Annotated in this window: 24 protein-coding genes; 19 read left to right on the top strand and 5 right to left on the bottom strand. The window is 61.7% G+C overall.

Annotation, left to right across the window (positions count from 1 at the left end):
• The first annotated feature begins 14 nt into the window (after positions 1-14).
• Entirely contained in the window at positions 15-164 is a 150-nt protein-coding gene (locus BM136_RS25485; RefSeq protein ID WP_037031851.1) for a hypothetical protein, read from the top strand.
• A 74-nt stretch (positions 165-238) separates the two neighbouring features.
• Here BM136_RS25485 and BM136_RS24265 read toward each other — a convergent pair whose 3' ends face one another.
• The 4 genes from BM136_RS24265 to BM136_RS24250 form a co-directional block, all read right to left on the bottom strand.
• Positions 239-463, bottom strand: a complete 225-nt coding sequence (locus BM136_RS24265; RefSeq protein WP_235193199.1) for a hypothetical protein — start codon at positions 461-463, stop codon at positions 239-241.
• Positions 464-626: 163 nt separating this feature from the next.
• Entirely contained in the window at positions 627-932 is a 306-nt protein-coding gene (locus BM136_RS24260) for a hypothetical protein (protein WP_024977174.1), read from the bottom strand.
• 175 nt (positions 933-1,107) lie between these two features.
• The gene (locus tag BM136_RS24255) at positions 1,108-1,932 is read right to left on the bottom strand and encodes a PA3715 family protein (protein WP_092976839.1); all 825 of its coding nucleotides are present in this window, start codon (positions 1,930-1,932) and stop codon (positions 1,108-1,110) included.
• A 27-nt stretch (positions 1,933-1,959) separates the two neighbouring features.
• On the bottom strand, positions 1,960-2,952 hold the full coding sequence (locus BM136_RS24250; protein ID WP_092976836.1) for a lysozyme inhibitor LprI family protein: 993 nt from the start codon (positions 2,950-2,952) through the stop codon (positions 1,960-1,962).
• A gap of 173 nt (positions 2,953-3,125) precedes the next feature.
• On the opposite strand from BM136_RS24250, the gene BM136_RS24245 reads away from it, so the two are divergent.
• The 9 genes from BM136_RS24245 to BM136_RS24200 all read left to right on the top strand — a co-directional run bounded on the left by BM136_RS24245 (position 3,126) and on the right by BM136_RS24200 (position 9,466).
• A complete protein-coding gene (locus tag BM136_RS24245; protein ID WP_092976833.1) occupies positions 3,126-3,584 on the top strand; it encodes a lysozyme inhibitor LprI family protein in 459 nt (152 codons plus the stop codon).
• 464 nt (positions 3,585-4,048) lie between these two features.
• A complete protein-coding gene (locus BM136_RS24240; protein ID WP_045205251.1) occupies positions 4,049-4,372 on the top strand; it encodes an ArsR/SmtB family transcription factor in 324 nt (107 codons plus the stop codon).
• A 12-nt stretch (positions 4,373-4,384) separates the two neighbouring features.
• Positions 4,385-4,873, top strand: coding sequence for an ArsI/CadI family heavy metal resistance metalloenzyme (locus tag BM136_RS24235; protein WP_092976830.1), 489 nt, complete (start codon positions 4,385-4,387; stop codon positions 4,871-4,873).
• A gap of 15 nt (positions 4,874-4,888) precedes the next feature.
• Positions 4,889-5,383, top strand: coding sequence for an arsenate reductase ArsC (locus BM136_RS24230; protein WP_092976827.1), 495 nt, complete (start codon positions 4,889-4,891; stop codon positions 5,381-5,383).
• 15 nt (positions 5,384-5,398) lie between these two features.
• On the top strand, positions 5,399-6,472 hold the full coding sequence (gene arsB / locus BM136_RS24225) for an ACR3 family arsenite efflux transporter (protein WP_092976824.1): 1,074 nt from the start codon (positions 5,399-5,401) through the stop codon (positions 6,470-6,472).
• 314 nt (positions 6,473-6,786) lie between these two features.
• A complete protein-coding gene (locus tag BM136_RS24220; RefSeq protein ID WP_092976822.1) occupies positions 6,787-7,695 on the top strand; it encodes an alpha/beta fold hydrolase in 909 nt (302 codons plus the stop codon).
• Between the two features lie 496 nt (positions 7,696-8,191).
• A complete protein-coding gene (locus BM136_RS24210; RefSeq protein WP_254775746.1) occupies positions 8,192-8,455 on the top strand; it encodes a BTB/POZ domain-containing protein in 264 nt (87 codons plus the stop codon).
• A gap of 66 nt (positions 8,456-8,521) precedes the next feature.
• The gene (locus BM136_RS24205; RefSeq protein ID WP_139219412.1) at positions 8,522-9,106 is read left to right on the top strand and encodes a hypothetical protein; all 585 of its coding nucleotides are present in this window, start codon (positions 8,522-8,524) and stop codon (positions 9,104-9,106) included.
• A gap of 12 nt (positions 9,107-9,118) precedes the next feature.
• Positions 9,119-9,466: a hypothetical protein gene (locus BM136_RS24200; RefSeq protein WP_139219410.1), complete on the top strand. Its 348-nt coding sequence runs from the start codon at positions 9,119-9,121 to the stop codon at positions 9,464-9,466.
• Positions 9,467-10,011: 545 nt separating this feature from the next.
• Here the strand turns inward: BM136_RS24200 and BM136_RS24195 are convergent.
• A complete protein-coding gene (locus tag BM136_RS24195) occupies positions 10,012-10,380 on the bottom strand; it encodes a hypothetical protein (RefSeq protein WP_092976810.1) in 369 nt (122 codons plus the stop codon).
• Positions 10,381-10,943: 563 nt separating this feature from the next.
• Between BM136_RS24195 and BM136_RS25480 the strand changes: the two genes are divergently transcribed.
• From BM136_RS25480 to kdpC, 9 genes are all read left to right on the top strand, one after another.
• A complete protein-coding gene (locus BM136_RS25480; protein WP_175537213.1) occupies positions 10,944-11,093 on the top strand; it encodes a hypothetical protein in 150 nt (49 codons plus the stop codon).
• Positions 11,094-11,822: 729 nt separating this feature from the next.
• Positions 11,823-12,194: a hypothetical protein gene (locus BM136_RS24190; protein WP_092976807.1), complete on the top strand. Its 372-nt coding sequence runs from the start codon at positions 11,823-11,825 to the stop codon at positions 12,192-12,194.
• 87 nt (positions 12,195-12,281) lie between these two features.
• Entirely contained in the window at positions 12,282-12,623 is a 342-nt protein-coding gene (locus BM136_RS24185) for a hypothetical protein (RefSeq protein ID WP_092976805.1), read from the top strand.
• Positions 12,624-12,811: 188 nt separating this feature from the next.
• Complete coding sequence (locus BM136_RS24180) at positions 12,812-13,609, top strand: TorF family putative porin (RefSeq protein WP_092976802.1); 798 nt, start codon at positions 12,812-12,814, stop codon at positions 13,607-13,609.
• A gap of 30 nt (positions 13,610-13,639) precedes the next feature.
• A complete protein-coding gene (locus BM136_RS25720; protein ID WP_004628489.1) occupies positions 13,640-13,765 on the top strand; it encodes a hypothetical protein in 126 nt (41 codons plus the stop codon).
• The gene (gene kdpF / locus BM136_RS24175; protein ID WP_004628487.1) at positions 13,762-13,851 is read left to right on the top strand and encodes a K(+)-transporting ATPase subunit F; all 90 of its coding nucleotides are present in this window, start codon (positions 13,762-13,764) and stop codon (positions 13,849-13,851) included. The genes BM136_RS25720 and kdpF overlap by 4 nt, the downstream gene beginning before the upstream one ends.
• A 19-nt stretch (positions 13,852-13,870) precedes the next feature.
• Entirely contained in the window at positions 13,871-15,643 is a 1,773-nt protein-coding gene (kdpA, locus tag BM136_RS24170) for a potassium-transporting ATPase subunit KdpA (protein ID WP_092976799.1), read from the top strand.
• Positions 15,644-15,683: 40 nt separating this feature from the next.
• Positions 15,684-17,900, top strand: coding sequence for a potassium-transporting ATPase subunit KdpB (kdpB, locus tag BM136_RS24165; RefSeq protein WP_092976796.1), 2,217 nt, complete (start codon positions 15,684-15,686; stop codon positions 17,898-17,900).
• Positions 17,901-17,915: 15 nt separating this feature from the next.
• A complete protein-coding gene (gene kdpC, locus BM136_RS24160; RefSeq protein WP_092976793.1) occupies positions 17,916-18,539 on the top strand; it encodes a potassium-transporting ATPase subunit KdpC in 624 nt (207 codons plus the stop codon).
• Positions 18,540-19,137 lie beyond the last annotated feature (598 nt).

The following is a 19,137-nucleotide window of genomic DNA, read 5'->3' as shown; positions in this document are numbered from 1 at the left end:
CCCCTCACAACACAATGAAGAACATCATCCTCATCCTGTCTTTGGGCGCATCGCTGCTGGGCGGTTGCGTCTATCTGCCCGACGATGGCCCCGTCATGCGCCCACAAGGCGGCCCGGGCAACGGCTTCTGCCCGCCGGGACAGGCGAAGAAGGGCAATTGCTGAGCCGTTGACTCAGCGCTCGCGCAACAAAAAAGCCGGTCTGCGTGACCGGCTTTTTCTTTGCTGCGTTGCGACGCTTACTTGCCCTTGCCCGCGCGCTTGTGCTGCGTGGATTTGCCATGTTGATGCGCACGGTCTGCCGCACGCGCCTTGCCTTTATCGCGGTCCATGCTGTCCGGGCCGTTGGTATTGGACATGCCGTGGCTGCTCATATGTGCAGCAGAGCCGCCACCGGCGTTCCCGCCCTTGGCCTGCGCCGACAGCGAAACGGTGCACAGCGCGGCCATTGCGGCTGCCACCATCCATTGTGCTCGGGTCATCTGTTTCCTCCTTCTCGTTTTTGGTTCCACCGATTGTAGGGACGCGCAGATGAGAACGTGCATTTGAGTGCAACCAAACGTAACGGCAACCGCAGGTGCACCGCACAAGGGGATGGGCGGGGGATGAGCGCCGCGAGGCGTCACCTCACTTCCACTTGGCGCCGATCTCCGCCAACCCCGCTTTCTGCAGATCCTCCGCACTCATCACGATGCGGAACTCACAGTCTGCGTTGAACAGCAGAAACCACGGCTCCGCCAGCGCGGGAATGTGCGAGGCTGATTCCACATTGACGATGAGCACTGCGCCGCGATGGCCGTTCTGCTCCGTGAAGTAGACAACCTCGGGCTTGCTCTCGGCCATCACGCGCGGAATCAGCTCGGCGATGGAACCGTCGCGCACGTAGGTGTTGAAGGGTTCGTGCGGAATCCGCACGTTGACGAGCATGCGCATGATTTGCCTCCTGGGTGATGGCCAGGGCAAGCGCCGCGACAAAGCCGCCACGGTCATGCATGGCCGAACACCGTAGGTATAGGACGGGCGCCGCGTTTGCGTTATCAGCCGTTGGCTAGGCGAGATGGCGTAGACGCCAGGATGAGGGCGGAGCGATCCCGCCCACGTTTGCCTATCAATCCAACGGCATCAGCGCCTTCGGCACAACGTATTGCTTACCGTCATACGCAAGCCGGTACGTTGTGCGCTGCGGCTTGACGTCGTGCGTCTGGCATTCGCCGGCCTTGTCGACCGTGTTGGTGGATGCGGACTTGGTTTCCGACACGGCGATATCGGCGTACCCGTTGTGGGTGTCCGATGCCATGTTCAGCGTGCGCTTGGTTTGCTCGAACGCGCCGGCGCAGTTGGTATCCCATTCACCGCCGCCGCTTTCCACGACAACGCCGTTCAACACCGGCTTCAATTGATTGCCCTGGACGGTGTAGAGCCATAGATCGGTTTCGTTGAACGGATTGGGCCGCGAGCTGCCCTCTTTGACGATGCGCACCCCGAATGCCCTCTGCCCAGGCGCGAGCACGTAGCGCGCGGTATCGAACGTGACGGACCGGATGCGCACCGCATCGTCCGACATACGCGCTGGCAGGCGCAGACGTTGCCGGATGCTGCCGTTGCCGGTGTCGAGCACGAACAATTCAAGGTCGCCTTCATTGGTGCCCGCGTCTGCGTCTTCCTGCTGCATGAGCGGCACGGCCATGAGCGTGAGTTCCGGGTGCGCGGGCCACGTGCGGCACACCACCGCATGCGGGCTGAACGCCTCCGATAATTGGATACGCGCGTCGCCGACCTTGTAACCACGGTCTGCACGTTTTGCGGCGGGGTAAGCCCGCTTGATTGCGCTGTCCACCTGGGCGGTGCAGGCGTCTTCAGCAGCGTGGAGAGTTTGCGCGGCAAGCAGCAGGCCGGCAGCGCACAGCAGAGGGGTCAGGCGGGCGTGTTTCATGTCTGTTGATGTTGTTGGTGAGCGTGTTCACTTCGGCATCGGCTCGTAATGCACCTTGCTGCGCCATTTGCCATTGACGAGCGTTTCCACGGTGACTTTCATCTTGTCGCCGCCGCCCTGCGCGTCATCAATGCGGCGTTCAACGGCGACGGGTACATCGTGTTCGACAGCGTACGTCGTGTGCTCGTGATAGCAGCAACCGCTTTTCGCCCACGTGCGCAGACGCTTGTTCTTGGTATCCACTTCAAAGAACCCGAGCGTTTCCAGAATGAGCCCCGTCATCTCACTGTTGCGCACAAAGCGCTGCGCCTGCGCATTGAACAGATAGACGTCATAGCTGGGGCCACCGTAACTGCCCTCGTTGCCGGTCTGGATGCCGAAGTCTTCCTGGCCGTCGAAGTTGAAATCGCCAACGTTGATCACGCCCTGGTCGTCATAGAGCCGCGTCGAGTTGACGAGCGGTCCCTTCTTCCCCTTGGGCAGCGTGACAAACACCTTCGGCAGGTTGATGACCTGACGCACGGCGCGCTGGCCCTTGTCATGAATGACCAACTGGGCAGGCCCTTCGCAGGTGGTGTCCTCGTTGCTGCTTTCCGCCGGGCACGCTTCGAGCATGCGCAGCACGAAGTCGTGCTGCTTGGCGATCGCCTTCAGGGGGAACACCGGGCCATCCACGCGCTCGCCCGGATCGGGAAACGCGGGTTGCGATTTCACCTCGTCAATGCGCGTGCGGTACGCCTCCTTCAACGCTGCCACGTCGATCTGGCCCGACGGCGCACGCTGTTTTAGCCATTCGCGTTGTTCGGCCTTCAACGCATCGGTGTCGGCGCCGTGCTTTTTCAACGCAGCGCGGTACACATCGGCCAGTTGGCTATCCAAGGCGGAGAGCTGTGCGTCATTGCAGATGGCGTGCTCGATGGGGCTGCGCGCGGCGGCGCAATCAAAACTGGCTGTATGCGCAGCCGTGGGCAACAGAGCGATGGCAAAGGCGATGGCGGCGCTGCCGCGAAATGGCGTCATTGGATGAACTCTTGGGAAAACCAGACGTGAGCGTGTGCGGGATTGTGCTGGGGAATCGGGCCAAGTGGTGTGCTTTCTCCGCACATGGCCCCACGCATGGCTCGCCCCGTGCGGCACGGCAAGACTTTTCCTACCATGGCAACCACCCGGCTGTGAAAACCACGAGGTACGCAATGGTCCTTCCGATGCACATCAATCAGCCCCGCCCGACACGCCGTTCCGCCAACCAGGCAATGCGCCGCGCCGTGCGCGCGTTATCACTCGCGGCGCTGCTGCTGCCCTTGGCCGCATGGGCGGCCGACCCCGTCGACGACGCGCTCCAGCAATGCCTGAAAAGCCCGCGAGGCAGCACGACGGCCGGTATGACCGAGTGCACGCACACCGCCTACCAGGCGTACGACCGCCAGATGAACACGCTGTATCAAGCGGTCATGAGCAAGACGGACCCCGCCTCCCGCCAAGCCATCCGCAACGCCCAACGTGCATGGCTGGCCTATCGAAACGCACAGCGGACGGCCGACAACCCACCGTGGCGCGCAGACAGCGGCTCAATGGCGAGCCCCGATATCGAAGGGCTGAACGTGGAGGCAATCCGCGCGCGCATTGCCGAGCTGGAGTATTACCCGCACTAGTCGGCTGCAAGAAAGCCGCTGTGGATAACCTCCCCTCCCCCTGTGAATAACTCCAGGGACAAGCGTGTTGGTTCTCCGGGGTCAGGGGGCAGACAGCATGGGAACAACTTCCCATCGGGTCGACAGGGTCAGACGCGATGCCCCCGACTCATCCACGCAAGCGCACACGCTGTCCGGTGGGTTGTCCGTTCTGTAAGTCGTTGATGCCAAAGCGCTTTTGGTGCTTATCCACAGGACTTATCCACCGTTATCTATTACTACTATCTGTATACATAAAGAAGTAAACCTATAAACCCTCTGTCGGGCATCGAGCCCGTGGCTGGGTTGTGGGCAAAGCGGCATGCAGGTGCAGGCCATTGGCGATGCACCCCGGCAACAACGTCAAGTGCTCCCCCGGTTGTTCCCCGACGTCGCCCGTCGATTGGAGCCTTGCTGCAGTCTTATATTTCGAATATATTGGAAATATGGAAGAAAACGACGCTATCCGATCCCTCGCCGCGCTGGCCCATGGCATTCGCCTGCAAGTGTTCCGCATGCTGGTGGTTGCCGGGCCAACAGGTCTGACGCCAGGCGCGATTGCCGAACAGCTCGACGTGCCGGGCGCCACGCTGTCGTTCCACCTCAAGGAACTGACAGCCGCGCGCCTGGTGACGCAGGAGCGCGACGGCCGCAACCTGATCTACCGCGCGGCCTATGACCACATGAACGCCCTGCTGGGCTTCCTGACCGCCAACTGCTGCCAGGGCGAAGCCTGCCTGGAACCAAACGCCACCGCCTGCAAGTGCTGAAGGAGCATCCCCATGAAACGATTTCACGTCCATGTCCACGTTGACGACCTGAGCAAGAGCATCGCCTTCTACTCCAAGCTGTTTGCAGCCGAGCCGACGCGTGTGGAGACCGACTACGCCAAGTGGATGCTGGATGACCCGCGCATCAACTTCGCCATCTCGACGCGTGGCAGCGCCGCGGGCGTGGACCATCTTGGCTTCCAAGTCGATGACGCTGCCGAGCTGGCCGAACTGAAGGCCCGCGCCGAAGCCGCAGACATGGCCCTATTGGACGAAGGCGAAACCACCTGCTGCTATGCCCGCAGCGACAAGCACTGGATTACCGACCCGCAGGGCATCGCGTGGGAGCACTTCCATTCGCTCGGCAACATCCCGGTGTTCAGCGAAGACAAGAAGGAAGAAGCCGCGACGGAAAGTTCTGCCTGCTGCGCACCGCGTGCCCCGAAAGGTAAGCCGATCGGTATCGCAGTGAAATCCGACGGCGGTTCATCCTGCTGCTGACAGCGAATCGAACCCATGACCACCAACGTCCTCATCCTCTGCACCCACAATTCCGCACGCAGCGTGCTGAGCGAAGGCATGCTCAACCACTGGGCCAAACAACTCGGCAAAGACGTGCGCGCCTACAGCGCCGGCAGCGCACCGAGCGGCCGACTCAACCCGTTTGCACTCGAAGCGCTCACCAACGCAGGCATCGATACCACCGGCTACCGCAGCAAGAGCTGGGACGAGTTTGTTGCAGACGGCGCCCCGCAGATGCGCATCGTTATTACCGTGTGCGACAGCGCCGCAGCCGAGACCTGCCCGTACTGGCCCGGCAGTCCCGTGAAGGTGCATTGGGGCTATGCCGACCCATCCAACGCGCCGGGCGGTGACGAAGGCAAGCACCAGGCCTTTGAGCTGACACGCCAGGCCATCGGCTACCGCATGCTGCAACTGCTGGCATTGCCGCTGGACACGCTTAGCAACGCCGAGCTTCAGGGCGCGCTTGAACGCATTTCGCAAAACTGATCTGAAGCCTGTCCAATGACTGCATCCAACGTAGCGCCACCAGCACAGGCCGCTGCCAAGCCCACCATCAATTTCTTCGAGCGCTACCTGACTGTCTGGGTGGCGCTCTGCATCGTTGCCGGCATCGTGCTCGGCCAGGTGCTGCCAGGCCTGTTCCAGCAGATTGGCCGGATGGAATACGCACAGGTCAACCTGCCGGTCGGGTTGTTGATCTGGGTGATGATCATCCCGATGCTGGTCAAGGTGGACTTTGGTGCGTTGCATGAGGTGCGTCAGCACGTCAAAGGTATTGGCGTCACGCTTGTCGTGAACTGGCTCGTCAAGCCGTTCTCGATGGCGTTTCTCGGCTGGTTTTTCATTCGCCACCTGTTTGCGCCGATGCTGCCGGCAGACCAGATCGACAGTTACATCGCGGGCCTGATCCTGCTGGCCGCCGCGCCGTGCACAGCGATGGTGTTCGTGTGGAGCCGGCTGACGGGCGGCGACCCGCTGTTCACGCTGTCGCAGGTCGCGTTGAACGACAGCATCATGGTCATTGCATTCGCGCCATTGGTTGGTCTGCTGCTGGGCATGTCCGCCATCACGGTGCCGTGGGCGACGCTGCTGACTTCGGTCGCCCTCTACATCGTCATCCCCGTGATCCTCGCGCAGATCTGGCGCAAGATGCTGCTCGCGAAAAGCCAATCGGCGTTCGATGCCGCAATGGCGAAGATCGGCCCGTGGTCAATCGCTGCACTGTTGGCGACGCTGGTGTTGCTGTTCGCATTCCAGGGCGAAGCGATCCTGAAACAGCCGCTGGTCATCGCCCTGCTGGCGGTACCGATCCTGATTCAGGTGTTCTTCAACTCGGCGCTTGCGTACTGGCTTAACCGGGCCGTTGGCGAGAAACACAATATCGCGTGCCCCTCCGCCCTGATTGGCGCATCGAACTTCTTCGAGCTGGCCGTTGCGGCGGCGATCAGCCTGTTCGGTTTCCATTCCGGTGCAGCGCTGGCCACCGTCGTCGGCGTGCTGATCGAAGTGCCGGTCATGCTGCTGGTCGTGCGCATTGTTAACCGGACGAAGGGCTGGTACGAGTGCCGTAGCTAGCAGTACACGTTTCGATCTAGCTCAGCGCCCTCCTGGTCGTTCGCGGCGAACCGCCAAAGTTCGCAATGCCGCGAGCGGCCCCCCCTCCCCCATTGAATCGTCTGGCGAGCGGTCAGAGCAGCCGTAACGCCTGAGACGCTAGCGCACGCCGCCACCCCTCTCCTTCACGCTTGCGCCGCGCCGGGCGCGTACTACTCTTTACGAGGCCTGCGTGGCGCGCTGTTATCTGGCGCGTACGGCCCGTACCCCAACGACCCGCTAAGCGGGCCGGTCCCCTCGGCCCCCGCCAGCCGCACCCCCCGGAGAGAACAGCCATGCGAAAACTGTTTGCAGCCGTCGCGCTCATGCTTGCCATGACGCCCATTGCGCAAGCGCAGGTAAAGCCCTATCCGCCGGGCTTCCGGCACCAGAACATCCAGACCGACGGGGCGGCGCTGTTTGTGCGCGTGGGCGGCAGCGGCCCGGCCGTGGTGTTGCTGCACGGCTTTGGCGACACAGGCGACATGTGGGCGCCGCTGGCGGTCGAGCTAGCCCGCACGCATACCGTGGTGGTGCCGGATCTGCGCGGCATGGGTTTGTCGTCCCACCCCGAGGGCGGCTACGACAAGCGCACCCAGGCCGGTGACATCCGCGCTGTGCTGACGAAGCTGAACATCGACCAGGCCGATGTGGTCGGCCACGACATCGGCACCATGGTGGCGTTTGCCTATGCAGCGCGCTATCCGGACAAGACCACGCGGCTGGTCGTGATGGATGCGCCCGTGCCCGGTGTGCCGCCGTGGGAGCAGATCGTCCGCTCGCCCAAGCTGTGGCACTTCTCGTTCGGCGGCCCCGATGCCGAGCGGCTCGTCAAAGGCCGCGAGCGCATTTACCTCGACCGCTTCTGGAATGAGTTTGCCGGCGACCCTTCCAAGATCGACGAAGCCACCCGCGTCCACTACGCCCGCCTCTACGCCAAACCGGGCGCCATGCATTCAGCGTTTGCGCAGTTCCTGTCGATCCCGCAAGACGCGGAAGACAACCAGAAATCCATCGCCACCAAGCTGCCCATGCCGGTGCTCGCCATCGGCGGCGCAAAGTCCTTCGGCGAGAACGAGGCCATCGTCATGCGCAATGCCGCCACCAACGTGCAGGAACTGGTGATTCCGGATGCGGGGCATTGGCTGATGGAGGAGCAGACGCAGGCTACGGTGGGTGCGATCGTTAAATTTTTGGCGCAGTAGCTCAAGAATGACCAAAGCTGTATGGACTCTCCTTGCGGCAGCAGCCCTCTTCTGGGGCATATGCGCCGTGTATCCGACAAGTCCGATCCACGTTGGATGGATCGGAACCTTGTTCGCGTCAACGGCCGGTTTGATTGCGACGATATCGAGCTATCTGACGGAAGAGAGGGTAGACGCTCGCGGTGGGACCATATTCAGGGCCGAATCACCGATCCACTTTTTCATCGCCTACGCTGTCGTCGGCTTGTTGTTTGTGGGCCTCATATGCATGAGCATCATGGGCAGCGTCGGACGGATCGCAGTATAGGAGCGCATACGTCTGCCGAATGGGGCTATATCGCCCACCTGTCCATGGCGCCGCTTGTTCGCAGGACCGGATACGGAGCGAATCAATCTGTCTTTCAACGCAGCTCAACGAAAGGAGTCTCCAATGCAGCCAGTCGTCCGAGTTTCAATTCTGCGGTGCCCGCCGGACAAGTTTGCCGAGATGCGGCAGATGATGAACGATCTCGAAGCGGTACTCCGGCCCGGTATCGAGGCCATGCGCGGGTTGGTCGCGTTTTATGTGGGCGAAGACGAGTCGACGTCGTCGCTGTCGAACGTTAGCCTGTGGACTGACCTGGACGCGGCCAAGCAACTGGACACGTTCCGACCGATGCTGGATTCGGGCAAGCCGTTTATCGACAAGGGCGGCACGTTCGAGCGGCCGATCATGAATTACTTGCCGATGTGGGAGTTGAAGCCGGTGGAGAAGGTTTGAGGTTTGTTAGAGCCGTGGCAAATCACGGCACCCGCTCAGATTGCCCCGCTCCAGACACCGCACACCATGCGTTCACTTGATGAAATGGCTCGGCAGCGCAATGTCTCGATTGCGCGCCTCCGAGGGCTTGAAGTCGCGACGATTCCCGTGGACTGCCCTAGGCGAGTCGACATTGGGTTCTATGCAAAGGAGAAAGCGCGGTTCCTGAATCCGCTGGCGTTTCTACCCAAAGCGGAGATCCGCCCAGGTCTTTTTGCCTATGGCAAACAAGCGCCGGATCTTGCCCACGCCGTTGCCGCAGACAGCGAGCTTTGCTCCGCGCTCAATCTCCTTCTGAAACGCTACGCGGGCGCTGTCGAATGGAGCGATGCCTCCCTGCACGCCCGTGTGAACCTCTGGACCGGCACGATCGACGGAGACTCAACCGGTGGTGAGCGGTTCCTCTCCAACCTTGAAACCGCCGCCAGACGCCTTGGCGATATCGCACAAGGGCGCAGCCGGATCGCGGCCAACTTATCGCCGCGAGCATTCGGCCCGACGTGGTTCCGCAGTCGCGCCATGGTCGGTGGATTACTGGTGGGGTTTCTCGCGCCCGTCGTGCTTGTTTCCGTAATCGTCGGGCTCACTGCGCTCCGGCGGATTGCGCACTAAGCTGCTCGGCTGTTGAAAGAAGTGCTCAATCCAACCGGTGCACGCATGCACACGGCATTGAAGTTCGCGGGCTGCTTCATCCTCCTGGCAGCGTCGCAGCACGTATGCGCGCTGACCCCATCGCCCCTCCCGGCGGAGGCTCAGGCGTTCATTGAGGAACGGAAAACCTGCGACCACTTTCGTGGAGAGCCAGCCGAGGGAGACAGCCCGGAGCAGGTGGAGCGAAGAGAATTCCTGATCGACAGCTTGGACATCTACTGCGCTGGCACTGACAAGCGTCTTGCTGCGTTGAAGCGGCGGTACAAAGACAATCCCGCTGTCATGAGGCGGCTCAGTGAGTTTGAGGAGCGTGTGGAGTGATAGCGCGGGGCGGCTGCCCTACCGCCCGGAGACTGCGCCGACTGATTGTTCTCGGCTAGACATAAGGCGTCTCCGAGCCGGTGAAAGGAAGGGCTTTCGTCGCTAAGCGAGGGAGGCGGGCCTGACGATGGGATTAGCGATCCGGCTCTCCGAGAAAACCGGTAGACCCGAAGGTCTCCCTATCCGGCCCGCCATAGGAAGCGCGCGGGTGTGCTGAGGCCTGCTGCATCGTTGCTACACGGGTGGCGGGCCTGACGGCGGGGGTAGCAGACCGGCCTCACAGGAAGCCGGCAGACCCGAAGATCTCCCTGCCCGGCCCGCCATGAAATACACAAGCGAACGAAGGCGGACTCTCGCTGGCGCGGCAGTATGTGTAAAGACTGCTGTGCGCGTTGCTACGCGCCTGCCGTTGGTGCCGCGGCGGGGGATTATAGCGACGGGGTACAGACCATCGCGTCTGATTTACAGGTAGCTGAGCGCCAAGCTGCCATTCGACACTTCAGGCATGACATTCCCGCCCGTCGCGGGAATGCATCAATCGGTTGTTATTGGCTGTAGCCACGCCGCTCTATGGCGGCTAACACGTCCCACGTCTGCGGATCGACCTCGCGTCCCCCGAGCGACATCGATACGTACGCGTCAATCGCATCCACAAAGCCCTTGATGAACGCCGGTGGGAACGCGTGAGCGGACAAATGTTGAAGCTGTTCGCGCAGCATGCCCGGTCGGCATTGACCGTGTGTGCGCATGGCGGTGCGCGTGCGCTTGAGATACGCCTGTGCTGCGATGGCGCCGTTCAGGTAGGTGCGGTTCTTGGTGAGCCTGCCTGTGTCGGAGAACGTGGGCGTTGGGCTGGGCGACGGTGCTGGCGGGGATGGATACGACGCTGGGCGCGTCTCGTCTGCAATAGGCATGGAGCCTCCTTGGGATTGAAGGAGCCTCACCATCTCGGCGCTAAACGAGGGTGGCGGGCCTGACGATGGTGTTAGCGACCCGGTCCCAAGGAAACCGGTAGACCCGAAGGTCTCACCATCCGGCCCGCCAAAGTAGGCGCGAACGGAAGCAGCAGTGCGACTGCATGCAGCAATCGTCCGCCTTGGTGTTTCAGGTCGCTAAACCAGGCTGCCGTTGGTGCGGCAGCGGGGGCAATTATAGCGATGGGGGTTTGCGTTAGCGTCTGATTTGCAGCCAATGGGGTGCCGAACCGCAACCGTCAGGTTCGGAACCTCAAGTGCCGGGTTCAGAACCTCACGCATGGGGTTCAGAACGCCAACCGAGAGGTTCAGAACCTCACCCGTGGCGTTCCGAACTCGGGACCATGGCGTTCCAAACTGCATCGATGGAGTTCAGAACCCCATCGACGCAGGCAATTTGTGAAATGGAGTGGCGGACCATTGCTGTTGGGTCGAGCAACGTCCAATCTGCGGCGGTCATGCCCCCCCGGCATGACGTTGCCAACCCCTAAAAAAGGAATGCAATGTCGCAGAACCTGATTTCGCTTCAACTCAGCACGACAGATTTGGCCGCCTTGGATAGCGCCCTCAAGACCATCGAAGACAAGCTTATCCGAAGGGTTGTTGCGGAAGCCGTGCATGAGATGACGATGAATGGCGAAGAATTCCCGTAACCAATTTCGCTTAGCGTGCTCAAGCGCCTAGTGTTTTTGGACGACCATTGTCTGGCCCTATCATGTGATGTCCATTCTCAAGACTAGGTTGGTGTCATGAGTAAATTGCTATGCACGTGTGGCCATACCATTCGAGATAACACGTCGCCGCTACCATACAAGGCCGCTTTCCTAAAGAACGTAGATTGCGAGCCGTTCTCCGATTGGCTTGTTGGTGAAGTTCAGAGCTATGTGACAGCAGCAGAACGAGGAGAGCTGCACCAGTGGCTGCTCGGGCGGGGCTACTCTGAGGACTACATAGCTCTCGGACTGGACCATGGCAATGTGCTCCATGACCACATTCATGCAAGGTTCATCGCGCTAAGGCGAACGGCGTATGAATGCCCTGTCTGCGGGCGGCTGCATTTGGAAGCTGCAAAGCACAACTTGTTTGTCACATACACAGCTGACTCGCAGGACGAAAAAGGTGTGTTCTCTGGAAAATCAGAAGAGTGAGCATCAATGAGCGAGAGACCCAGCTGCTTTCAAAGCCTCCGTTCTGGTGGCCTGCTTGCCGTCGCGTTTTTGGTTGCTGCCGGAGCATATGCGGAATCCCCTACACCGCCGCAGCACGATACTTCTTCCGTTCTCCCAACCAAGGGATATTTCCCCCGTTACGCAGCAGCAAGTCCACAAGTGCGAGCCTTGCTTTGTTCCTACGGAATGGGGTCTAGAAGTGCTGCATTAACAATGGCCGGCACTGAGCATGGTGGCTTAGCACAGGCTGACGCAGAGGCTGCTTGGGATGCCATCGATAAAGCAGATACCCAACGGTTTGTGTACGGCCAGCTCGCCCGCGTGTTTGGCCAGGACACTTTTGATGCTGCCGAAAAAACCGCCGTAGAAGCGGCGATCTCGGTCAGCCAAGAAGACCCAGAACACGTGCATCAAAACGAAGCCCAGCTTGCGGAAGTGTGCGGAAATGCTTACTACAACGCGTTGAAGGCAAAAGGCGATCTGGTCGAAAAAATCGAAGCGATATATCGGGACGGATTTGCCAAAGACAGGGCGCGGTCCAAGGTGAGCTTCATGGAGCAGGCTACTAAGTCCTTCCATCCATAATTTGTGCAGGCGGATGGAGTAGCCATACGGGTTTCGCTATGGACGCGACGCTTAGCGACGTACAACCGGCCACTTAGGTCAAGTTAGATGCCAGATAACCACGATCTCTCATCAGGCTGGAACCAGACCTCGGAATACCTCCGGGAGGCAAGAGCCAACCTATCGGAGGCAGCGGAAGCCATCTGTGCAGACGAAATTGAACAGTTTGATGAGTACCTAGACCACAACGAGCTTGAGCTGGCCTTAGATGCCATTGAAGCGGCGTTCGTGAAAGGCGACGACGGCAATTGGCGCGTGCTGGAACTTATGGCCATGGCGGCGCTGAGCATGCAGTTAGTGGAGCGGCAGGAGCAATACGATCGGCAGCTGACACAGGCGCGGGGTTGGACCTACAAGACCTCGCTGCCCGGTCAGGCGCCCCGCATCTAGCAAGCCGGGTTTTTACACCCCGTTTACACCCCTCCCCCCAACCTTTACCCCGTTTTTACCCCCCTTTCCCTACTGTTGCACTGCACGCAGGCCCTGTGACGGGAGCCTGCCTGCACGCCGCATCCGGCCCCAGTTGACGCGCACCTGCGCCGGGCCGTGCGGCACCTAAAACAACAAGGGAAAGGTCCATGCAAGCCAAGGTTTCTTTGCGCGCCACCGTCATGGGTGGCGTTGTCTTCTGTGCCGCAGCACTGTCGAGCGCGGCCGCTTTTGCGCAGTCCACTGACGCTGCGCCGGCCCCCGCCGCTGCCCCTGCCAGCCCGTTGACGGCCAACGTCACGCTGGCCAGCCAGTACCGCTATCGCGGTCTCATGCAGACCAACAACAAGCCCGCCATCCAGGGCGGTGTGGATTACGCGCTGCCCAACGGCTTCTATGTGGGCAACTGGAACTCGTCGATCAGCTGGCTGGGGGATTCCAACCCCAACGTCTCTGCCCCCATCGAGATGGATTTCTACGGCGGCTACAAGACCGAGCTGATGAAGGACGTGCCCATTGATGTGGGCGTGCTGCAGTACTACTACCCGGGCAGCTACCCCGACGGCTACACCCGCCCGCACACCACCGAGGGTTATGCACAGATCGGCTACGGGCCGGTCTCGTTCAAGTACTCGCACGCGTTCTCCAACCTGTTCGGTTTTGCGGATAGCCACCACAGCCAGTACTTCGATCTGTCGGGCAACTTCGACACCGGCTTCTGGGGCCTGACGCTGAACCTGCACGTGGGCTACCAGCAGGTGCCGCATCAGGTGGTGCGCACGTCGTATGCCGACTGGAAGGTGGGGGTGACGAAAGACTTCGGCAGCGGTTGGACGGCATCGCTTGCGTACATCGACACCAATGCTGCGCGCGCCGCGTACACCAACACGCGCGGCAACTACATGGGCAAGGCCACCGCGCTGCTGGCCGTGACCAAGACGTTCTGACCAACACGACCTGAAGGAAGGGGAGCGCATATGGACCTCGTTTATCTCGCCGGCCTTGCGGTGCTGGCCCTGGCAGTGGGCGGCTTGCTCGCCCTCTCCGGCCGGCTTGCCACCAAAGACCAACCCACCACGCACGCAATGGAGAAACAGCAATGACATGGCTCTATGTGTTGTCCGGGGCCATTACGGTGGTTCTGCTCGTCTACTTGTTCGTGGCCCTGCTGTGGCCCGAACGCTTCTAACAACACTGCGAGGCACACCATGAATGCGTTCCTCCTCCAGCTGGCGATCTATCTGGTCGTGCTGCTGGTTCTGGCCAAACCGCTGGGCGCGTATATGACCGGCGTGTTCGGCGACAAGCCATCGCGCACCCATTGGCTCGGCCCCATCGAGCGGTTGTTCTATCGCGTGGCCGGCGTCAACCCGCAGGCTGAGATGGGTTGGAAGCGCTATGCGTTGGCCGTTATCGTCGTCAACGTGCTGGGCGCGCTGGCGGTGTATGTGCTGCAGCGCGCGCAGCAGTGGCTGCCGCTGAACCCGCAGGGCTTTGGCGCGATCACGCCCGATTCGTCGTTCAACACGGCCATCAGCTTTGTGAGCAATACCAACTGGCAAGGCTATTCGGGCGAAAGCACGATGAGCTATCTCACGCAGATGCTCGGCCTGGCAGTGCAGAACTTCCTGTCTGCCGCCACTGGCATTGCGGTGGTGATTGCGCTCATTCGCGGCTTTGCGCGCCACTCGGCCAGCACCATCGGCAATTTCTGGGTCGACTTCACGCGTGCCACGGTCTACGTGCTGCTGCCGCTGTCGATTCTGGTGTCGGTGTTCTTCGTGAGCCAGGGCGTGATCCAGAACTTCGATGGCTACAAGGAGGTGACCACCGTCACCGCCACCACGTACGACAACCCGAAGATGGACGCCAGCGGCCAGCCGCTCAAGGACGCACAAGGCAACCCCGTCACCGAGAAAGCCACCACGCAAACGCAGACCCTGCCGATGGGCCCGGTCGCGTCGCAAGAGGCGATCAAGATGCTGGGCACCAACGGCGGCGGCTTCTTCAACGCCAACTCCGCGCACCCGTACGAGAACCCCAACGCACTGACCAACTTCGTGCAAATGCTGGCGATCTTCATCATCCCGGCAGCGCTGTGCTTTACGTTTGGCGGCATGGTGGGCGATGGCCGGCAAGGCTGGGCGGTGCTGGCCGCGATGACGGTGTTGTTCGTGGCGCTTGCTACGTTCCTGGCTTGGTCTGAGCTGCACGCCAACCCGATGCTCGCCAACCTCGGCATCGATCAGGCCGTGGGCAACATGGAAGGCAAGGAAACGCGCTTCGGCATCGTGGCCTCGTCGCTGTTCGCCACCATCACCACGGCAGCGTCGTGCGGTGCCGTCAATGCCATGCATGACTCGCTGACCGCGCTGGGTGGCTTCGTGCCGATGTTCCTGATGCAACTGGGCGAAGTCGTGTTTGGCGGTGTGGGCTCTGGCCTGTACGGCATGCTGGTGTACGCCATCCTGGCCGTGTTCATTGCCGGTTTGATGATCGGCCGCACGCCGGAATACCTCGGCAAGAAGATCGAGGTGTTCGAGATGAAGATGACCTCCATCGCCATCCTCGTCACGCCGCTGCTGGTGCTGGTGGGCACGGCTATCGCCGTGGTGGTCACGCAGGGCAAGGCCGGCATCTTCAACCCCGGCACGCACGGCTTCTCTGAAGTGCTGTACGCCTTCTCATCGGCGGCCAACAACAACGGCAGCGCGTTCGCGGGCCTGTCTGCCAACACGCCGTTCTACAACATCGCGCTGGGCATTGCGATGTGGCTGGGCCGCTTCTGGATCATCGTGCCGGTGCTGGCGATGGCAGGCACGTTTGCCGCCAAGAAGCGCCTGCCCGTGACGGCCGGCACGCTGCCCACGCATGGGCCGCTGTTTGTGGTGCTGCTGATCGGCTCGGTGCTGCTGGTGGGCGCGCTCACGTACATCCCGGCCCTTGCACTCGGCCCCATCGCAGAGCATCTCGCCCGCTAAGCGCACGGCGAGTCGTCTACCCCATATCAACAGGTGCCTTATGGCTATCCGTTATCCCGAATCCGAACCGGCTGTGCGTACGGTCAAGCACAAGCTTGAGCCGAGCGCCGGTGCCGCCAACTCCGCCGCCGCAGAGCCGCAGGCGCGCAGCACGCACACCACGCTATCTGCCAAGGATGTGCGCAAGCTTTCGATGTTCTCGTCGGCGCTGGTCAAGCCCGCCATTGTCGATAGCTTCCGCAAGCTGTCGCCGCGCGCGCAGGCCAAGAACCCAGTGATGTTTGTCGTCTACGTCGGCAGCATCCTCACCACGATCCTGTGGGGGATGGCGCTGCGCGGCCAGGCCGAAGCGCCGGCGGGCTTCATCCTCGCCGTGTCGGTGTGGCTGTGGTTCACGGTGTTGTTCGCCAACTTTGCCGAGGCGCTGGCCGAGGGCCGCAGCAAGCAGCAGGCCGCATCGCTGCGCGGCATCAAGACCACGGTGCAGGCCAAGGTGCTGGCAGACGCGCACCGCCGTGACCGCGTGGAAGCACGCGCCGCCACCGCGCTGCGCCGTGGCGACATCGTGCTCATCGAAGCCGGCGACATGGTGCCCGGCGACGGCGAGGTCATCGAAGGCGTGGCCTCGGTGGACGAAAGCGCCATCACCGGCGAATCGGCACCGGTCATCCGCGAATCGGGCGGGGATTTCTCGTCCGTGACGGGCGGCACGCGCGTGCTGTCGGACTGGATCATCGTGCGCATCACAGCCAACCCCGGCGAGAGCTTCCTCGATCGGATGATCTCGATGGTGGAAGGCGCCAAGCGCCAGAAGACGCCGAACGAGCTGGCGCTGACGATCCTGCTGGTGAGCCTGACCATCATCCTGATGCTGGCGACCGTCACGCTGCTGCCGTATTCGATCTTCTCGGTGGACGCGATGAAGGCCGGCTCGCCGATCACGATTACCGTGCTCGTCGCGCTGCTGGTGTGTCTGATCCCGACCACCATCGGCGGGCTGCTCTCCGCCATTGGCGTGGCGGGCATGAGCCGCATGATGCAGGCCAACGTGATCGCCACCTCGGGCCGCGCCGTAGAGGCGGCCGGTGACGTGGATGTGCTGCTGCTCGACAAGACCGGCACGATCACGCACGGCAACCGCCAGGCGTCGCGCTTCATTCCCGCGCCGGGCGTGACGGCCAAGCAGTTGGCCGAGGCCGCATGGCTGTCGTCGCTGGCCGATGAAACGCCGGAAGGCCGCAGCATCGTCACGCTCGCGCGCAACCTGGGCGAGGCATCCATCGATGAAGCCGCGCTGGCGAAGACGCAGCCGGTGTACGTCGCCTTCTCTGCGCAAACGCGCATGAGCGGCATCAACGTTGGGCACAACGGCGAGGCACGCCAGATCCGCAAGGGTGCGGCCGATGCGATTCGCACGCATGTGACGCTGCTGGCCGGCAAGTTTCCCGATGCCGTGTCGACGGCGGTGGACGACGTGGCACGCGCAGGCGGTACGCCGCTGGTGGTGTCCGACAACGACCGCGTGCTCGGCGTGGTGGAGCTGAAGGACATCGTGAAGGCCGGCATCCGCGAGCGCTTTGCCGAGCTGCGCCAGATGGGCATCAAGACGGTGATGATCACCGGCGACAACCGCCTGACCGCCGCGTCCATCGCTGCAGAAGCGGGCGTTGACGACTTCATTGCCGAAGCCACGCCTGAGACCAAGCTGGCGCTGATCCGCGAACAGCAGGCGCAGGGCCGCCTTGTTGCCATGACCGGTGACGGCACCAACGATGCGCCCGCCCTGGCGCAGGCCGACGTGGCCGTCGCCATGAACAGCGGCACGCAGGCCGCCAAGGAGGCCGGCAACATGGTCGACCTGGATTCCAGCCCGACCAAGCTGATCCAGATTGTCGAGATCGGCAAGCAGATGCTGATGACGCGCGGCTCGCTCACCACGTTCTCGATCGCCAATGACGTGGCGAAGTACTTCGCCATTATCCCGGCCGCGTTTGCGACCACGTATCCGCAGCTTGCCGCGCTGAACGTGATGCACCTGGCCACGCCCGCATCGGCCGTGATGAGCGCGGTGATCTTCAACGCGCTGATCATCGTGTTCCTGATCCCGCTGGCGCTCAAGGGCGTGAAGTACCGCGCGCTGGGGGCGGCTGCGCTGCTGCGCCGGAACCTCTTGGTCTACGGCCTGGGCGGCCTGCTGCTGCCCTTCCCGGGCATCAAGATCATCGACATGTTCCTGGCCGCAATGGGCTGGGTTTAAGGAAGGAGTGCATTCATGGCAACCACAACTCAAGCGCGTCAACCTGTTCAGGCCGATGTGCCGCAACAAGGTGGGCTGCTGCGTGCGGCGCTGGCGGTCTTCATTGGGCTGTCGCTCATTACCGGGGTGCTGTATCCGGTGGTGGTGACGGGTATTGGCAAGGCGCTGTTTACGACGCAGGCCGGGGGCTCGATTATCGAGCGAGGCGGCAAGGCTGTTGGGTCTTCGTTGATCGGGCAAAACTTTGACACGCCAGAGTATTTCTGGGGGCGGATCTCGGCGACTGCGCCGAACCCCTATAACGCGCAGGCTTCGGGTGGTTCCAACTTGGGGCCGAGCAACCCGGCGTTGACGGAGGCGGCCAAGGCACGCATTGCGGCGCTCAAGGAAGCGGACCCGACGAACAGCGCGCCGATTCCTGCTGATCTTGTGACGGCTTCTGCGAGCGGGCTGGACCCGGAGATTAGTCCTGCTGCTGCGGCGTACCAGGTTGAGCGTGTTGCGCGTGCGCGGCATCTCTCGGCTGACCTGGTGAAGAAGGCCGTGGCTGAGAACACCAAGGGGCCGATTCTTGGGGTGTTTGGGGAGGCTACGGTGAATGTGTTGGAGTTGAATTTGGCGTTGGATGATTTGAAGTGAGGTTTGTGGACCACTGGTTTGTGTGTTGGTGGTCCATCCCCCTTTCGTTCCCTGCCGGGACCGACTCACTTTTCTTTGTCTTGCCAAAGAAAAGTAAGCAAAAGAAAGGCGCGCCCGAGATGGCGCCCCCCCCCTTGGATTTGTGTCGCGGGGAGGGAGGGGAGGCAAACTCGCTGCGCTCAGACAGCCTCCCCTCTTTTTCCTCCCCGCAACAAAAATCCAAGGCGCCATCTAGGGCAGGAACGTCAACGGCCAAAACGGTGGTTTGCGTGGTCTGTCGGAGTTTCGTTTGTTGCGGTGTGCTGCTTCGCTTCGCTCGCACTCCACTGGTTCGCTCGCTTTGCTTCGCGTCTTGTCGCTTACGCTCTACTGCGTTTGTTCTGCGATGGTGTGGCCGTACCCTGCCCTAGATGGCGCCTTGAATTTCCGTAAGCGGGCGGAAACAAGACGGGAAACTGTTTGAGCGCAGCGAGTTTTTCCCGTCTCCGCCCGGTTATGGAAATTCAAGGAATCTTTCGCCATCTCGGGCGCGCCTTTCTTTGCTTACTTTCTTTGGCAAGACAAAGAAAGTGAGTCAGCCCCGGCAGGGGATGAAACA

The sequence above is a fragment of the Ralstonia sp. NFACC01 genome, assembly GCF_900115545.1.
Lineage (GTDB): Bacteria > Pseudomonadota > Gammaproteobacteria > Burkholderiales > Burkholderiaceae > Ralstonia > Ralstonia mojiangensis.
The sequence above is the reverse complement of the archived record's forward strand: the minus strand, read 5'-3'. Positions and strand labels throughout refer to the sequence as shown.

Bases quoted from the DNA above. Each gene is read 5' to 3' on its own strand.
- BM136_RS25485 (WP_037031851.1), top strand. From the start codon at position 15: ATGAAGAACATCATCCTCATCCTGTCTTTGGGCGCATCGCTGCTGGGC.
- BM136_RS24265 (WP_235193199.1), bottom strand. From the start codon at position 463: ATGGTGGCAGCCGCAATGGCCGCGCTGTGCACCGTTTCGCTGTCGGCG.
- BM136_RS24260 (WP_024977174.1), bottom strand. From the start codon at position 932: ATGCGCATGCTCGTCAACGTGCGGATTCCGCACGAACCCTTCAACACC.
- BM136_RS24255 (WP_092976839.1), bottom strand. From the start codon at position 1,932: ATGAAACACGCCCGCCTGACCCCTCTGCTGTGCGCTGCCGGCCTGCTG.
- BM136_RS24250 (WP_092976836.1), bottom strand. From the start codon at position 2,952: ATGACGCCATTTCGCGGCAGCGCCGCCATCGCCTTTGCCATCGCTCTG.
- BM136_RS24245 (WP_092976833.1), top strand. From the start codon at position 3,126: ATGGTCCTTCCGATGCACATCAATCAGCCCCGCCCGACACGCCGTTCC.
- BM136_RS24240 (WP_045205251.1), top strand. From the start codon at position 4,049: ATGGAAGAAAACGACGCTATCCGATCCCTCGCCGCGCTGGCCCATGGC.
- BM136_RS24235 (WP_092976830.1), top strand. From the start codon at position 4,385: ATGAAACGATTTCACGTCCATGTCCACGTTGACGACCTGAGCAAGAGC.
- BM136_RS24230 (WP_092976827.1), top strand. From the start codon at position 4,889: ATGACCACCAACGTCCTCATCCTCTGCACCCACAATTCCGCACGCAGC.
- arsB (WP_092976824.1), top strand. From the start codon at position 5,399: ATGACTGCATCCAACGTAGCGCCACCAGCACAGGCCGCTGCCAAGCCC.
- BM136_RS24220 (WP_092976822.1), top strand. From the start codon at position 6,787: ATGCGAAAACTGTTTGCAGCCGTCGCGCTCATGCTTGCCATGACGCCC.
- BM136_RS24210 (WP_254775746.1), top strand. From the start codon at position 8,192: ATGATGAACGATCTCGAAGCGGTACTCCGGCCCGGTATCGAGGCCATG.
- BM136_RS24205 (WP_139219412.1), top strand. From the start codon at position 8,522: ATGCGTTCACTTGATGAAATGGCTCGGCAGCGCAATGTCTCGATTGCG.
- BM136_RS24195 (WP_092976810.1), bottom strand. From the start codon at position 10,380: ATGCCTATTGCAGACGAGACGCGCCCAGCGTCGTATCCATCCCCGCCA.
- BM136_RS25480 (WP_175537213.1), top strand. From the start codon at position 10,944: ATGTCGCAGAACCTGATTTCGCTTCAACTCAGCACGACAGATTTGGCC.
- BM136_RS24190 (WP_092976807.1), top strand. From the start codon at position 11,823: ATGGCCGGCACTGAGCATGGTGGCTTAGCACAGGCTGACGCAGAGGCT.
- BM136_RS24185 (WP_092976805.1), top strand. From the start codon at position 12,282: ATGCCAGATAACCACGATCTCTCATCAGGCTGGAACCAGACCTCGGAA.
- BM136_RS24180 (WP_092976802.1), top strand. From the start codon at position 12,812: ATGCAAGCCAAGGTTTCTTTGCGCGCCACCGTCATGGGTGGCGTTGTC.
- BM136_RS25720 (WP_004628489.1), top strand. From the start codon at position 13,640: ATGGACCTCGTTTATCTCGCCGGCCTTGCGGTGCTGGCCCTGGCAGTG.
- kdpF (WP_004628487.1), top strand. From the start codon at position 13,762: ATGACATGGCTCTATGTGTTGTCCGGGGCCATTACGGTGGTTCTGCTC.
- kdpA (WP_092976799.1), top strand. From the start codon at position 13,871: ATGAATGCGTTCCTCCTCCAGCTGGCGATCTATCTGGTCGTGCTGCTG.
- kdpB (WP_092976796.1), top strand. From the start codon at position 15,684: ATGGCTATCCGTTATCCCGAATCCGAACCGGCTGTGCGTACGGTCAAG.
- kdpC (WP_092976793.1), top strand. From the start codon at position 17,916: ATGGCAACCACAACTCAAGCGCGTCAACCTGTTCAGGCCGATGTGCCG.